Source organism: Aeromonas bestiarum (assembly GCF_028751155.1).
Taxonomy (GTDB): domain Bacteria; phylum Pseudomonadota; class Gammaproteobacteria; order Enterobacterales; family Aeromonadaceae; genus Aeromonas; species Aeromonas bestiarum.
The window spans coordinates 4559495-4573991 of the sequence record NZ_CP064746.1 but is presented as its reverse complement, the minus strand read 5'-3'; the positions used below and the strand labels follow the sequence as shown (position 1 = coordinate 4573991).

At 64.0% G+C, this 14497-nt stretch carries 11 protein-coding genes; 8 read left to right on the top strand and 3 right to left on the bottom strand.

Translation table 11 applies throughout. The features are described from left to right. Positions 1-30: 30 nt before the first annotated feature. Complete coding sequence (locus IU367_RS21195) at positions 31-1545, bottom strand: YifB family Mg chelatase-like AAA ATPase (protein WP_274453021.1); 1515 nt, start codon at positions 1543-1545, stop codon at positions 31-33. A 384-nt stretch (positions 1546-1929) separates the two neighbouring features. Between IU367_RS21195 and ilvG the strand changes: the two genes are divergently transcribed. From ilvG to ompA, 6 genes are all read left to right on the top strand, one after another. After that, positions 1930-3576: an acetolactate synthase 2 catalytic subunit gene (gene ilvG / locus IU367_RS21190; RefSeq protein WP_274453020.1), complete on the top strand. Its 1647-nt coding sequence runs from the start codon at positions 1930-1932 to the stop codon at positions 3574-3576. Further along, the gene (ilvM, locus tag IU367_RS21185) at positions 3573-3863 is read left to right on the top strand and encodes an acetolactate synthase 2 small subunit (protein WP_043142928.1); all 291 of its coding nucleotides are present in this window, start codon (positions 3573-3575) and stop codon (positions 3861-3863) included. The genes ilvG and ilvM overlap by 4 nt, the downstream gene beginning before the upstream one ends. Positions 3864-3875: 12 nt before the next feature. Then, positions 3876-4820 (top strand): branched-chain amino acid transaminase, encoded by a 945-nt coding sequence (locus IU367_RS21180; protein WP_274453019.1) that lies wholly within the window; start codon positions 3876-3878, stop codon positions 4818-4820. Between the two features lie 142 nt (positions 4821-4962). Beyond that, positions 4963-6804, top strand: a complete 1842-nt coding sequence (ilvD, locus tag IU367_RS21175; protein WP_274453018.1) for a dihydroxy-acid dehydratase — start codon at positions 4963-4965, stop codon at positions 6802-6804. Positions 6805-6892: 88 nt separating this feature from the next. Further along, complete coding sequence (ilvA, locus tag IU367_RS21170) at positions 6893-8413, top strand: threonine ammonia-lyase, biosynthetic (RefSeq protein ID WP_241326161.1); 1521 nt, start codon at positions 6893-6895, stop codon at positions 8411-8413. Positions 8414-8705: 292 nt separating this feature from the next. Beyond that, entirely contained in the window at positions 8706-9812 is a 1107-nt protein-coding gene (gene ompA, locus IU367_RS21165) for a porin OmpA (RefSeq protein ID WP_274453017.1), read from the top strand. A 49-nt stretch (positions 9813-9861) separates the two neighbouring features. On the opposite strand, the gene IU367_RS21160 is transcribed toward ompA, so the two are convergent. Beyond that, positions 9862-10314 carry an HPP family protein gene (locus IU367_RS21160; protein ID WP_420796488.1) on the bottom strand — a complete coding sequence of 151 codons (453 nt, stop codon included), beginning with the start codon at positions 10312-10314 and terminating at the stop codon, positions 9862-9864. A gap of 78 nt (positions 10315-10392) precedes the next feature. On the opposite strand from IU367_RS21160, the gene IU367_RS21155 reads away from it, so the two are divergent. Beyond that, positions 10393-10947 carry a TetR/AcrR family transcriptional regulator gene (locus tag IU367_RS21155; protein ID WP_274453016.1) on the top strand — a complete coding sequence of 185 codons (555 nt, stop codon included), beginning with the start codon at positions 10393-10395 and terminating at the stop codon, positions 10945-10947. A 52-nt stretch (positions 10948-10999) separates the two neighbouring features. Next, entirely contained in the window at positions 11000-12097 is a 1098-nt protein-coding gene (locus tag IU367_RS21150; RefSeq protein WP_274453015.1) for an EF-hand domain-containing protein, read from the top strand. A gap of 70 nt (positions 12098-12167) precedes the next feature. Here the strand turns inward: IU367_RS21150 and priA are convergent, their stop codons facing one another. Next, positions 12168-14375 carry a primosomal protein N' gene (priA, locus tag IU367_RS21145; protein WP_274453014.1) on the bottom strand — a complete coding sequence of 736 codons (2208 nt, stop codon included), beginning with the start codon at positions 14373-14375 and terminating at the stop codon, positions 12168-12170. Between the last annotated feature and the right edge of the window lie 122 nt (positions 14376-14497).

Genomic DNA, 14497 nt, shown 5'->3' with positions numbered 1-14497 from the left:
CCGGGACTCATGTTTTCTGCATGGCGCCAGTCAGCCGCTGCGCAGCCGTGACAGCAGCCGGTCCATGGCGCGATAACCGAGCGCTTCGATCAGGTGCTCCTTCTCGATGGCGGGCCGTCCCGCCAGATCCGCTATGGTGCGCGATACCCGCAGTATGCGGTGCCAGGCCCGGATGCTGAGCCCAAGCCTCTGGATGGCATTCTCCAAAAACTCGGCATCTTGCGGTGATAATCGGCAAATGTCCTCTATCTCGCGACTATCCAGCAGGTTGTTGAGCTTGCCATTGCGGCTCAGCATCCGCTCTCGCGCTGCCAGTACCCGATCGCGGATCTGCTGGCTCGACTCCCCCCGTTCCGCCTTGCCGGTGAGGCTGCCCTTGGGCAGCAGCGGCACCTCTACCGTCAGATCGAAGCGATCGAGAAAGGGGCCCGAGAGCTTGCCGAGATAGCGCAGTATCTGATCCGGGCTGGAGCGGGTCTGGCCGTCGCCATAGTGGCCGCAGGGGCTGGGATTCATGGCGCCCACCAGCTGGAAGCGGGCGGGGAAATCCACCTGACGGGCGGCGCGGCTGATGGTGATGTGGCCCGTCTCCAGCGGTTCGCGCAGGGAGTCGAGCACCTTGCGCTCGAACTCCGGCAACTCGTCGAGAAACAGTACGCCGTTATGGGCCAGCGAGATCTCGCCGGGCCGCGGGTGGCTGCCACCGCCCACCAGCGCTACCGCCGAGGCGCTGTGATGGGGCGTGCGGTATGGCCTGTGATGCCAGTGGCCGGCGCGCGGGGTCAGGCCACCGATGGAGTGGATGGCGGCGGTCTGCTGCGCCTCCTGCTCGCTCAGCGGTGGCAGAATGCCGGGCAGGCGGCTCGCCAGCATGCTCTTGCCGGTGCCGGGCGGGCCTATGAACAGCAGGTTGTGGCTGCCGGCGGTGGCGATCTCCAGCGCCCGCTTGGCCTGGGACTGGCCGATCACATCCTGCAGATCCGGTACATCGGGCAGGGCATCCGTGGTCTGGGGATCCGGCAGCGGCAGCTCATACTGACCCGCCAGCCAGGCGGTGACGGCCAGCAGCTGATGGGCGGTGCGCACCTCGGCATCCTGAATGAGGGAGGCCTCCGGGCCGTTCTCCTGCGGCACCAGCAGGGTGCGGCCCGCATCGCGGCAGGCGAGCACGGCAGGCAGTACCCCGAGCACGGGCCGGATCTCGCCGGTCAGGGCCAATTCCCCTAAAAATTCATGATCGAGCAGGTATTTTGCGGGTATCTGCTTGGAAGCGGCGAGAATGCCGATGGCGATGGCCAGATCGAAGCGGCCTCCCTCCTTGGGCAGGTCGGCGGGGGCCAGATTGACCGTGATGTGTTTGGAGGGGAACTCGAAGTTGCCGTTGAGCAGGGCGCTGCGCACCCGATCCCGCGACTCCTTCACCGAGGTTTCCGGCAGGCCCACCATGTTGAAGGCGGGCAGGCCGTTGGAGAGATGAACTTCCACCGTGACTTGCGGTGCCGCAATCCCCAGGCTGGCACGGCTATAAACCACAGCTAATGACATAAATCCCGTCCTTGGTTTGATGTATGTGCTAGTTAACCGTTTTTTATTAGTTTTTTATGCCAGCTATCCCGATGCGGCTCAGTCAAAATCAGAGTCTTGTCAGGTAAAAAAGGCTTGCCCAATAAAAATCACCGTGCTAGTTCTAATAGCCATTCGCGGTGCAAACCGCCCCAATTTCACAGGATTTCCGGTTGTAACTATGAACATGGCCTCCCGTTTCGTCAGCATTATTGTGGTCCTAGTGGTGATTATTATCTCACCGCTCGGGGCTCGTTTAGCTGCACGGAACAAGGGATAGACCCACCACCGGACAGAACGAAACAAGCGACCCCCGAGCCTCACAGCTCGGGGGTTTTTTTTCGACTACAGGACAGGATTTTCCACATGAACGGCGCGCAGTTTTTGGTACAGGCTCTCAAGAAACAGGGTGTGACCCAGGTGTTTGGTTACCCGGGCGGAGCCATAATGCCGGTCTACGACGCCCTGTATGACGGGGGTCTTGCCCATCAGCTCTGCCGCCACGAACAGGGGGCCGCCATGGCGGCGGTGGGCTACGCCCGTGCCTCCGGTCAGGTGGGGGTCTGCATCGCCACCTCGGGCCCCGGCGCCACCAATCTGGTGACCGGGCTGGCGGAGGCGCTGCTCGATTCCGTGCCCCTGGTGGCCATCAGTGGTCAGGTGCCCTGTTCTGCCATCGGCACGGATGCGTTTCAGGAGGTCGACGTGCTCGGCATGTCCCTCTCCTGCACCAAGCACTCCTTCATGGTGACGGATGCCGCCGATCTGGGCAGGGTGCTGGCGGAAGCCTTCGCCATCGCCACCGAAGGGCGCCCGGGTCCGGTACTCATCGACTTTCCCAAGGATGTGCAGCTGGCCGCCGTGCCGACCCAGAGCCCGCTGTTTGCGGTGGAGGAGCCAGAGCCCCTCAATCCGGCCGAGCTGACCCTGGCCCGCACCCTGCTGGCCGGTGCCGAGCGCCCCGTGCTCTACGTCGGTGGCGGTGTGGGCATGGCCAATGCCGAGCAGCAACTGCGCGAGTTTGCCGCCGTCACCGGCATGCCGGCCGTCACCACCCTCAAGGGGATAGGGGCGCTGGATCCCGACAGCCCCGTCTATCTGGGCATGCTCGGCATGCACGGCACCAAGGCCGCCAACTATGCGGTGCAGCAGAGCGATCTGCTGGTGGTGGTGGGTGCCCGTTTCGATGACAGGGTGACCGGCAAGCTGGAGGAGTTTGCCCCCGATGCCAAGGTGATCCATCTGGACGTGGATGCCGCCGAGTTCGGCAAGCGCCGCGCCGCCGAGGTGGGCATCACCACGGATCTCAAGCGGGTGTTGCCCGCCCTGGCCATGGCGCTGGCCATAGATCCCTGGCGTGAGCACTGCGCGAACATGGCCCGCGAGTACGCGTTTCGCTACGACCATCCCGGCCAGCCCATCTATGCCCCGGCCCTGCTCAAGCAGCTGTCGGCCCGTCTGCCGGACACCAGCGTGGTGGCCTGCGACGTCGGCCAGCACCAGATGTGGGTGGCACAGCACATGCGCTTTACCAGCCCGCGCAACCACCTCTCCAGTGCAGGCCTCGGCACCATGGGGTTCGGCCTGCCCGCCGCCATCGGCGCCAAGATGTCGCGCCCCGATGACGAGGTGGTGCTGGTGAGCGGTGACGGCTCCTTCATGATGAACGTGCAGGAGCTCGGCACCATCCGCCGGGCCCAGCTCAAGGTGAAGATGGTGCTGATCGACAACCAGCGTCTCGGCATGGTGCGCCAGTGGCAGGAGCTGTTCTTCGACGGCCGTTACAGCGAAACCATACTCTCAGACAACCCGGATTTCGTCGCCCTGGCCGCCGCGTTCGGCATTCCGGGCGAGACCATCACATGCAAGGAGCAGATAGCCGGTGCCCTCGAGCGCCTGCTGGCAAGCGAGAGCGCCTATCTGCTGCATGTGGCCATTTCAGAGGAAGAAAACGTCTGGCCCCTGGTCCCGCCAGGTGTCGCCAACCACAAGATGATGGAGCAACGCCCATGAACCCGCACACCTTTGCGCAGCCAGCAGCTGCACAACACACCCTGCATATTCACGCCCAGCCCAGACCCGAAGTGATGGAGCGGGTACTGAGGGTGGTGCGCCACCGCGGCTTCGCTCTCTGCGCTCTCACTATGGAAACGAGAGCGGAGCAAGATTGCCAACAGCTGCGGATCACGGTTACTGTCGAGTCGGAGCGTCCCATCCAGCAGTTATGGAGCCAGCTGGTCAAGCTGGTGGACGTCTCCCGGGTCGATGCACTGGAACAGCAACCCCGGATCAGAGCTTAAGGAGCAACTGCAATGTCACAGCCTTCCCAATCCCCCACTCAGCCCAAGTACATCTGGTTCAACGGCAGCCTGGTGCCCTGGCAGGATGCCCAGGTGCACGTCATGAGCCACGCCCTGCACTACGGCTCCTCCGTGTTCGAGGGTGTGCGCGCCTACGATACCCCCAAGGGCACCTGCATCTTCCGGCTGCAGGAGCACACCCGCCGCCTGTTCGACTCCGCCAAAATCTACTGGATGGATGTCCCCTACAGCGAGGCCGAGGTGAATGAAGCCTGCCGCACAGTGGTGCGCGAGAACGGCCTGAAGAGCGGTTATCTGCGCCCGCTGGCCTTTGTCGGCAACGTGGGGCTGGGGTTGCATCCGCCGCTGGATGCCAAGGCCGATCTCATGGTGGCGGCCCTGCCGTGGGGCGCCTATCTGGGGGAAGAGGGGCTGAAAAACGGGGTGGATGTGTGCGTCACCTCCTGGAACCGGCTCGCCCCCAACACCATCCCCACCGGTGCCAAGGCTGGCGGCAACTATTTGTCCTCCCAGCTGATCAGCCGGGAAGCCAAGCGCAACGGCTATGCCGAAGGGCTGGCACTGGATGTGAACGGTTACCTGAGCGAGGGGGCGGGGGAGAACCTGTTCCTGGTGAAGAACGGTGTGCTGTTCACCCCGCCCGCCACCGCCGCCATCCTGCCCGGCATCACCCGCGACACCATAATGACGCTGGCCCGCGATCTCGGCTATGAGGTGCGCGAGCAGGCGCTGCCCCGTGAGGCGCTCTACGTCGCAGACGAGATCTTCATGACGGGCACAGCCGCCGAGGTGACACCTGTGCGTTCGGTGGATCGGATGAAGGTAGGCGCCGGCTGTCGTGGCCCCGTGACCGAGCAGTTGCAGAACGCCTTCTTTGGCCTGTTCAACGGTCAGACCGAGGACAAGTGGGGCTGGCTGACGCCGGTCAACGACTGATGAGAGAGGGGAGGCGTGACGCCTCCCCGAGTCGCTTCCGGTCAGGGCATCAGCGTCATGCCCTGACCAGGATCGATTCCCGATCCGCGAGTCACACATTCAAGAAATCATGCGCCCCATGGGCATTCAGGGAGTAGAGACAATGCCGAAGTTGAGATCCGCCACCACCACCCACGGACGTAACATGGCCGGGGCCCGCGCCCTCTGGCGTGCCACCGGCATGACAGATCAGGATTTTGGCAAGCCCATCATAGCCGTGGTCAACTCCTTCACCCAGTTCGTACCTGGCCACGTTCACCTCAAGGATTTGGGCCAGCTGGTGGCCCGCGAGATCGAAGCCGCGGGTGGCGTCGCCAAGGAGTTCAACACAATCGCCGTGGATGACGGCATCGCCATGGGCCACGGCGGCATGCTCTATTCCCTGCCGTCCCGGGAGCTGATCGCCGACTCGGTGGAGTACATGGTCAACGCCCACTGCGCCGACGCCATGGTCTGCATCTCCAACTGCGACAAGATCACTCCGGGGATGCTGATGGCCGCCCTGCGCATCAACATACCCGTGATCTTCGTCTCCGGCGGCCCCATGGAGGCGGGCAAGACCAAGCTGTCGGATCAGATCATCAAGCTGGATCTGGTGGATGCCATGATCCAGGGCGCCGATCCCAAGGTCTCCGATGCCCAGAGCGATCAGATAGAGCGCAGTGCCTGCCCCACCTGCGGCTCCTGCTCCGGCATGTTCACCGCCAACTCCATGAACTGCCTGACCGAGGCGCTCGGCCTCTCCCAGCCGGGCAACGGTTCCATGCTGGCGACCCACGCCGATCGCGAGCAGCTGTTCAAGCTGGCCGGCCAGCGCATCGTCACCCTGGCCAAGCGCTGGTATGAGCAGGATGACGAGACGGCCCTGCCGCGCAACATCGCCACCAAGGCGGCGTTCGAGAATGCCATGGCGCTGGACATCGCCATGGGCGGCTCCACCAATACGGTGCTGCACCTGCTGGCGGCGGCGCAGGAGGCCGGGGTGGACTTCACCATGGCCGACATCGACCGCATGTCGCGCAAGGTGCCCCAGCTGTGCAAGGTGGCGCCCTCTACCCAGAAGTACCACATGGAAGACGTGCACCGCGCCGGTGGCGTGGTCGCCATCCTGGGCCAGCTGGAGAAGGCGGGTCTGGTGCACGGCGATACCCGCACCGTACTGGGCGGCTCCCTGGCCGAACTGCTCAACGAATATGACGTCAGCCGCCAGCCGAGCCAGGAGGTGGTGGACTTCTACCGCGCCGGTCCGGCCGGGATCCGCACCACCAAGGCGTTCAGCCAGGATTGCCGCTGGCCCGAGCTGGATGTGGACAGAGCCGAGGGCTGCATCCGCTCGCTGAACAATGCCTACAGCCTGGAGGGCGGCCTGGCCGTGCTCTCCGGCAATCTGGCCCTTGATGGCGCCATCGTCAAAACGGCCGGCGTGGATGACGAAAACCTCTGCTTCCGTGGCCCGGCCCGGGTATTCGAGAGCCAGGACACGGCGGTTGCCGGCATCCTGGATGGCACAGTCAAGGCCGGTGAAGTGGTAGTGATCCGCTACGAAGGGCCAAAAGGGGGTCCCGGCATGCAGGAGATGCTCTATCCCACCACCTATCTCAAGTCCATGGGATTGGGCAAGCAGTGCGCCCTGATCACCGACGGCCGCTTCTCAGGCGGCACCTCGGGTCTTTCCATCGGCCACGTCTCGCCGGAGGCGGCCTCCGGCGGCACCATAGGTCTGGTGGAAGATGGCGACATCATAAACATCAATATTCCGGCCCGCAGCATGGTGCTGGAGGTGGCCGACAGTGTGCTGGCCGCCCGCCGCGTTGCCGCCTCGGCCCGTGGCTGGAAGCCGCTGGACCGTCAGCGTCAGGTCTCCTTTGCCCTGCGCGCCTACGCCATGCTCGCTACCAGTGCCGACAAGGGCGCGGTACGAGATCGCAGCAAGCTGGAGGAGTGATGATGACACTCAAGGCAAATTACCCGTATTCCGTCTGCGCCGTGCCGAGCATGGTGTGCGTTCATCCCGGCAAGACGGAGGAGTAACCATGGTCTCTGCGGCAGATTATCTACGCAAGGTGTTGCTCTCCCCCGTCTATGAGGCGGCGCGGGTGACCCCCTTGCAGACCCTTAAAAAATTGTCCGAGCGGCTCGGCAACCAGGTCTCCCTCAAGCGGGAAGACTTGCAACCTGTGCACTCCTTCAAGCTGCGCGGTGCCTACCACAAGATCGCCACCCTGACCCAGGAGCAGAAGGATCACGGCGTCATCGCCGCCTCTGCCGGCAACCATGCCCAGGGGGTCGCCCTGTCGGCGGCCAAGCTCGGCATCAAGGCCATCATAGTGATGCCCAAGACCACGCCGGACATCAAGATAGATGCGGTGCGCCGGCTGGGTGGCAACGTCATGCTGTTTGGCAACAGCTTCGACGAGGCCTATGCCGAGAGCCGCCGCCTCTCCGAACTGGAGGGCTACACCCTGATACCGCCGTTTGACGACGTCGAGGTGATCGCGGGCCAGGGTACTATCGGCAAGGAGCTGCTGGAGCAGGATACCCACCTCACCCACGTCTTCGTGCCTGTGGGGGGCGGCGGCCTGGCCGCCGGTGTGGCCGTCTACATCAAGCAGTTGCTGCCGGATGTGAAGGTGATCGGGGTGGAGGCGGAAGGCTCCGCCTGCCTCAAGGCCGCCATGGAAGCCGGCGAGCCGGTCAATCTGGATCGGGTCTCGCTGTTTGCCGATGGAGTGGCGGTCAAGCGCATCGGCACAGAGACGTTTCGACTGTGCAACCAGTATCTGGACGAGGTGGTGACCGTCTCCAACGACCAGATCTGCGCCGCGCTCAAAGACATCTTCGACGACTGCCGTGCCATCGCCGAACCCTCTGGCGCCCTGTCGCTGGCAGGGCTCAAGGCCTACAGCGAGCGCGAGCAGGTCAAGGGCGGCCGGATGGCGGCCATCTTGTCCGGCGCCAACGTCAACTTCCACAGCCTGCGCTACGTGTCGGAGCGCTGCGAGATAGGCGAGAAGCGCGAGGGCATGCTGGCGGTGACCATACCCGAGCGCAAGGGGGCCTTCCTCGACTTCTGTCGTCAGCTCGGCCCGCGCATGGTGACCGAGTTCAACTATCGCTACGCCGATGCGGCCCAGGCGTCTCTGTTCGTCTCGGTGCGCCTGACCGGCGGCGACGAGGAGCTGACCCAGATCCAGCATCAGCTGGAGGGAAATGGCTACCCTGTGGTCAACATGACTGAGAGCGAGCTGGCCAAGAACCACGTGCGCTACATGATTGGCGGCCGCCCGGCCCGGCCCCTGGGTGAACGTCTCTACAGCTTCAAGTTTCCGGAGCAACCGGGCGCCCTGATGCGTTTCCTGGAGACCCTCGGCTGTCGTTGGAACATCAGCCTGTTCCACTACCGTAACCACGGCGCCGACTACGGCCGCGTGCTCTGCGCCTTCGAGCTGCCGGACGAGGACGTGGCCGCCTTCCACGACTACCTGCGCGAGATTGGCTACGGTTGGAAAGAGGTCAGTGACGACCCCGCCTACCGGCTGTTTCTGGCCAGCTGATGACCCGCAGAACACAAGCAGGGAGGCCGCAAGCCTCCCTCTTTTTTTGCGGTCGTGGCGGCTGACAGGCAGGGGCAACCTGCTGGGCCCGGTTGCCGCCCGGACCTTTATTGCGATCCTGCATCTGCGCCGTTTTTCCAGTCGGGAATGTCGTCAGCTTCACACTCTTGAGTCCCAAGTCATTTGAGGCCGGCGAGAGATGGGATAACCTGATGAACGGGGCCGGGTTCGCCCCATCAGGGAAGATAAGCGCATAGCGCGCCCATAACGACTCATTGCAGAGGCTTTCACCATGAACAAATCGATACTTGCCGTGCTGGTCAGCGGCCTGCTTACGACGGGGGCCGTGCAGGCTGCCGCCCAGGACAACACCTGGTATGCCGGCGGCAAGGCCGGTTGGTCCAACTACTTCGATGTCGACCAGAAGCAGGTGGTCTCGGATACCCTGGGCGCGCTGCAAAACACCAGCACCAGCAAGGATGCACTCGGGCTGGGTGCGTTCGCCGGTTATCAGCTCAACCCCAACCTGGGTTTCGAGTTCGGCTATGACTGGTTCGGCAAGTACACCTCGTCCGGTGATCTGAGCGGGGTCAGGGTGGAGGGAGAAGCCAAGAGCCAGATGATCCAGGCCACCATGAAGATAGGTTTCCCGGTCAACGACGCGCTGGATCTCTATGGCCGGATCGGCGGCGGCTACGCCTGGACCAACAGCGAGCTGTCGGCCCAGACCTCGACCGATTTCATCAAGGAGACAGGCAACAAGCATGGGGCCGCGTTTGTCGGGGCGCTGGGGGCCGAATACGCGATTGACCGTGATTGGGCTGCCCGTATCGAATATCAGTACACAACGCCGCTGGGGGACGCCTCCCTCGATCGCTCCGGCATAGAGATGGATAACGGCCTGCTCTCCGTCGGCATGCTCTACCGCTTCGGTCAGCAGGGGGGCGATGTGGTGGCCCCGGCACCTGCGCCGGCCGCAGCGCCCGCTCCCGCCGCCGTGGTCGTCACCCAGCAGTTCAGCCTGAGCTCGGACGTGCTGTTCGAGTTCAACAAGGCCACCCTGAAGCCGGCCGCCAGTCAGGCGCTCGATACCCTGTTCAGCCAGATAGTGGCCGCCAATCCCAAGGATGGCGTGGCGACCGTGATCGGACATACCGACCGCATAGGCTCCGATGCCTACAACCAGTCCCTGTCGGAGCAGCGTGCCCGCAGCGTGGCCGACTACCTGATCGCCAAGGGGCTGTTTGCCGACAAGGTGCGGGTCGAGGGGCGTGGCAAGTCCTCCCCCGTGACCGGCAACAACTGCAGCAGCGGTTCCAAGCCTGCGCTGATCGCCTGTCTGGCACCGGATCGCCGGGTGGAAGTGCGGCTGGAAGGTGTTTCCCAGGCCGCCAAGTAAGGGTATTGGCATGAATCACAACAAGGGAGGCTTTGGCCTCCCTTGTTGTTTATATGGCCTTGGGCCGCCACAGCCGCACCCGCTGAAAGCCGTGGCCCAACAGGATCAGCAGCAAGGCACCGGGCAGCACTGTGTGCCACAGGAAGGGCCACGTCTGTCCTGTCATCAACACCAGCAGGGGGTTGGCGCCGGCGGGCGGGTGTATGAGGTTCAGGCCCTGCATCAGCGCTATGGCCAGCCCCACTCCCAATGCCAGCTGCAGTTCCAGCGGCAAGGGGAGCGACTGTACCAGCAGGCCGACCGTGGCCGTCAGCAGGTGGCCCCCGAGCAGATTGTACGGGCGGGCCAGCGGGCTGGCCGGCAGTGAAAACAGCAGCACGCAGCTTGCCCCGAAGGGCGCCATGATCAGGGCCGTGTGCCAGCTGATGTTCAGCCAGCCCAACACCCCGATCGCCAGTGCCGCGCCCACGCCTGCCCATAACGGGCCATACCATTTTGTCATCACGTTTCCCTCTTGGTTTGTCTGACGTGATTAGGCACATTAGGTAGACAGATCGGTGTACTTCAAGGAGAAAATGACGTGAGTGAAAAACGGCAGCAGCTGATGGAAACCGCCTATCGGCTGTTCAATCGTCATGGCTTTCACGCAACCGGCATAGATCGCATCTGGGCGGAGGCAGGGAGCACCAAGCGTACCCTCTACCGTCACTTTCCCACCAAGGATGCGCTGATCGAAGAGGTGCTGCTGTCCCGTGAACGGGAGTTTTTTGCCCTGCTTGAGGCACGGCTCGCGGGTCGGGAGGGCAGGGAGGATCGGTTGCACGCCCTGTTCGACGGATTCGGGGAGTGGTTTGGCCGCAGCGACTTCTATGGCTGCAACTTCATCAATGCCAGCGCCGAGTTTGCCGACCCGCGTCATCCGGTTCGCAAGCTGGTGGTGGCACACAAGCAGGCGCTGCTGAACTGGGTCAGGGCGCAGCTCGGGTGCAGCCTCTCGCACGCCACCGGGCTCTGCCTGCTGCTGGAGGGGGCAGTGGTGATGGCCCACAGCTATCAGCAGCCGTTGGCGCTGGAGCAGGCCAGATCATTGGCCCTGGCCTTGTTATGTGCCGATGGCGAGGCTGCCACGCTCTGATATAGCCAATCGGTGTTAAGCCTGACACGACATCCGGTCGATAACTGACCAGATGTATGGCGCCGAGGATCAACGTATGCGCATCGATCACTACGATCTCCAGGGAGAGGTACAGCACCAGTATCAACAGCTGCAGGCTCGCAAGGTACGCAACCTCGGGCCCGTCGCCCCTGCCGTGCCCGGGAGCCCTGCCGGGAATGAGGCCACGCCCACGACGGATCGGGTGGTGGCCGAGCTGATGCGCACCGTCAGCGCGAGCGTCATGCAGGGGAGCGTGAGCCAGCCAGGCGGCGCCAGTGCCGAGAGCGTGCCCTCTCTGGTCAAGCCGGAAGAGGAAGAGGCCAATCCCGACGACGGGCTGGATAATCGGCTGCGGCTCATCAAGCTGATGATAGAGGCCATGCTCGGCCACGAGATAGAGCTGCCGACGCCCATCAAGCCGGCCGAACAGACCGCGGAGGGGGTGCCGACTCCGCAAGGGGAGGCAACTCAGGCCGCCCCCGAGCCGGATCAGGCGGTGGAGGTAACCGATACCCTGCTGCAGCGGGAGCAGCTCAACGTGGTGGCGGCGGCCAGCGTGGAGACCAAGGATGGCCAGACCCTGCAGCTCGATCTCGGCTTTGTGCTCGACTGGCGCCAGCTCGATATCAGCCAGCGCCGCACCACCCTCAATGCCCTCAAGGATCCGCTGGTGCTCAGTCTGGATGGCAAGATTGCCGATCTGACCGAGGCGCGGGTCAACTTCGACATAGATCAGGATGGCAAGGACGACAGCCTGCCGGGTCTGAGCGAGGGCAGCGGTTTCGTGGCGCTGGATCGCAACGGCAACGGCACCATAGACGATGGCGGCGAACTGTTCGGAGCCCGCTCGGGCAACGGCTTCGGCGAGCTGGCGGCACTGGATGAGGATGGCAACGGCGTGCTGGATGAAGGCGACAAATCCTTCTCGGCCCTGCAGTTCTGGCGCCCGGACAATGCCCCCGTTGCGCTGGTGGAGCTGGGGATAGGCGCCATACTGCTGCACCCTCTGGATACCCCCTTCAATCACCTGGGCGAGGGCGGCAATCAGGGGGTCTTGCGCCAGTCCGGTCTCTATCTCACCGAGCAGGGCAAGGGCGGCTGGGTGCAACAGATAGACCTGAGGGTCTGATCCCGGGCCCTGGCTGGCGCATAGCGGGATCGCGAGTCGCCGCCAGCACCTGAGCAATATACCAACTGGCTCAGTTCAGCTCAGTGGGGTCTATGTCCAGACTCCAGCGCACCTTCTTGGTCTCGGGCCAGCCATCCAGCTCCTTGACCGCCCAATCCAGCAGTTGTGCCAGGGTTGCCCGGTTCGGCCCCTGTACCAGCAGCTGCATGCGGAATTTGCCCGCCTTGCGTTCCATGAAGCCGCTGATGGGCCCCAGCACCTGCACGTGGGGGTAACGGGCGCTGCGCAGTGTCTCGGCGAGGCGGGTGAGGAACAGCTGCACCTCGTCACGGCCAGTGGCCTCGGCCCGGAACAGCCCCTGATAGCTGAAGGGCGGCAGCCCCAGCAGGCGGCGCTCCTTGAGCGCGGTATCCGCAAAATGGCCATAACCGTTCTGGGTCAGATCCTGCAGCAGGGCATGTTCCGGGTGGTGGCTCTGCAACACCACCAGCCCGGGCTTGCTGGCGCGCCCGGCGCGCCCCGCCACCTGGGTGTAGAGCTGGGCTAGCTTCTCGGCGGCGCGAAAATCGGCGCTGAACAGGGCGCCATCCACATCCAGCAGGCCCACTAGCGTCACATCCGGAAAGTGGTGACCCTTGGCCAGCATCTGGGTGCCGATCAGGATCTTGTACTTGCCCGCCTTGATGTCGCCGAGATGGGTCTCCAGTTCCCCCTTGCGGCGGGTGTTGTCTCTGTCGATGCGCACCACAGGGTATTGCGGAAAAACCGTGGTGAGCAGCTGTTCCAGCTGCTCGGTGCCGACTCCTGAGCCTATCAGCTCCTTGCTGCCGCACTCGGGGCAGCTGTGGGGCAGGGGGCGCACGCTGTCGCAGTGGTGGCAGTGCAGGCGACGCCCTGCCTGATGCCAGGTGTACCAGGCGTCGCAGCGCTCGCAGGCGGCGCTCCAGCCACACTGGTGGCAGATAAGCGAGGGGGCATAGCCACGGCGGTTGAGAAACAGCATCACCTGGTTGCCGGCCACCAGGTGCTCCGCCATCAGCTGCTCCAGCTGGGGGGATAGCCCGGCCTGCAGCCGCACGCTCTTGATGTCCAGGATCACCTGGCGGGCGGTCTGGGCGTTGCCGGCGCGGCGCGTCAGGCTGAGGTGGTGATACTTGCCGGTTCTGGCGTTGTGCAGCGTCTCCAGCGAGGGGGTGGCCGAGCCGAGCAGGATGGGAATGCCGGCGCGATGGGCCCGCATCACCGCCAGATCCCGGGCGTGGTAGCGAAAACCGTCCTGCTGCTTGAAGGAGCCGTCGTGCTCCTCGTCAATGATGATGATGCCGAGGTTCTTGAACGGGGTGAACACCGCGGAGCGGGTGCCGATCAGAATGGCGGCGCCGCCATCGCGGCAGGCGAGCCAGGCATCCAGCCGTTCCCGATCGTTCATGGCCGAGTTCATCGCCACCACAGGCACCTTGAAGCGGCGACGGAAGCGGTTGATGGTCTGGGGAGTGAGGCCGATTTCGGGCACCATCACCAGCGCCTGCTTGCCCGCCTTGAGCAGGGGCTCGAGAATGCTCAGGTACACTTCTGTCTTGCCTGACCCCGTGATGCCGTCCAGCAGGAAGGCGCTGAACTGGTTGCTCTGACTGGTGACGGCGGATACCGCCAGCGCCTGCTCGCCGTTGAGGCGCAGCCCCTCTCCCGCGTCAAAATGCGTCGCCCAGTCGCCGTCATGGCTCGGCTCCAGGATGCGCTTCTCCAGCAGCCCCTTCTTCTCCAGCGCCGTGAGTGCCGCGCTCTGGATCTCCTCCTGCTTGAGGGCGGACGGCGTCTGCGGCCCCTTGCGCAGCAGGGCGAGGGCCTGTTGCTGCTTGGCGGCCCGCTTGAGCTCGTTGAGATCGATCGCCATGCCGGCCTCGGTGGCAAACCAGAACTCCAGCTCCCGGTAGGCGGCGGGCTCCCCCTTGCGCACCAGCACCGGCAGGGCGTGGGGCAGCACCTCTCCCAGCGGATGCTGGTAGTAGCTGGCGCTCCAGGCCATCAGCGCCAGTATGTCCGGCCCCAGCACGGGGGCGCTGTCAAGCACTCGCTTGATGGGCTTGAGCTTGTTGCGGGGCACCTGGCTCTCGGTCGGATGCTCCACCACCAGCCCGACCAGGGTCTGGGGGCCGAAAGGGATCTCGACCCGACAGCCGGGCTCAGGCAGGGGCAAGGGAGAGAGATAGTCGAAGTGACGGCGTAACGGCACCGGCACAGCCACACGAACCAGATCCAGCGTTTGGGAAGAATTCACCAGGGATTGCCTATTTTTTCTGCGAAGCCACTTGCCTGATCTCAGGCATTTCCTATATTATTCGCAGCCTTTGAAACTGTGTTCAACAATCGTGTGGTGTCCGACAAGAGATCGGATGGCGA

Excerpts from the sequence above, each read along its gene's own strand:
- ompA (WP_274453017.1), top strand. The coding sequence starts at position 8,706 with ATGAACAAATCGATACTTGCCGTGCTGGTCAGCGGCCTGCTTACGACG.
- IU367_RS21180 (WP_274453019.1), top strand. The coding sequence starts at position 3,876 with ATGTCACAGCCTTCCCAATCCCCCACTCAGCCCAAGTACATCTGGTTC.
- ilvM (WP_043142928.1), top strand. The coding sequence starts at position 3,573 with ATGAACCCGCACACCTTTGCGCAGCCAGCAGCTGCACAACACACCCTG.
- IU367_RS21150 (WP_274453015.1), top strand. The coding sequence starts at position 11,000 with ATGTATGGCGCCGAGGATCAACGTATGCGCATCGATCACTACGATCTC.
- IU367_RS21160 (WP_420796488.1), bottom strand. The coding sequence starts at position 10,314 with ATGACAAAATGGTATGGCCCGTTATGGGCAGGCGTGGGCGCGGCACTG.
- ilvG (WP_274453020.1), top strand. The coding sequence starts at position 1,930 with ATGAACGGCGCGCAGTTTTTGGTACAGGCTCTCAAGAAACAGGGTGTG.
- ilvA (WP_241326161.1), top strand. The coding sequence starts at position 6,893 with ATGGTCTCTGCGGCAGATTATCTACGCAAGGTGTTGCTCTCCCCCGTC.
- ilvD (WP_274453018.1), top strand. The coding sequence starts at position 4,963 with ATGCCGAAGTTGAGATCCGCCACCACCACCCACGGACGTAACATGGCC.
- IU367_RS21195 (WP_274453021.1), bottom strand. The coding sequence starts at position 1,545 with ATGTCATTAGCTGTGGTTTATAGCCGTGCCAGCCTGGGGATTGCGGCA.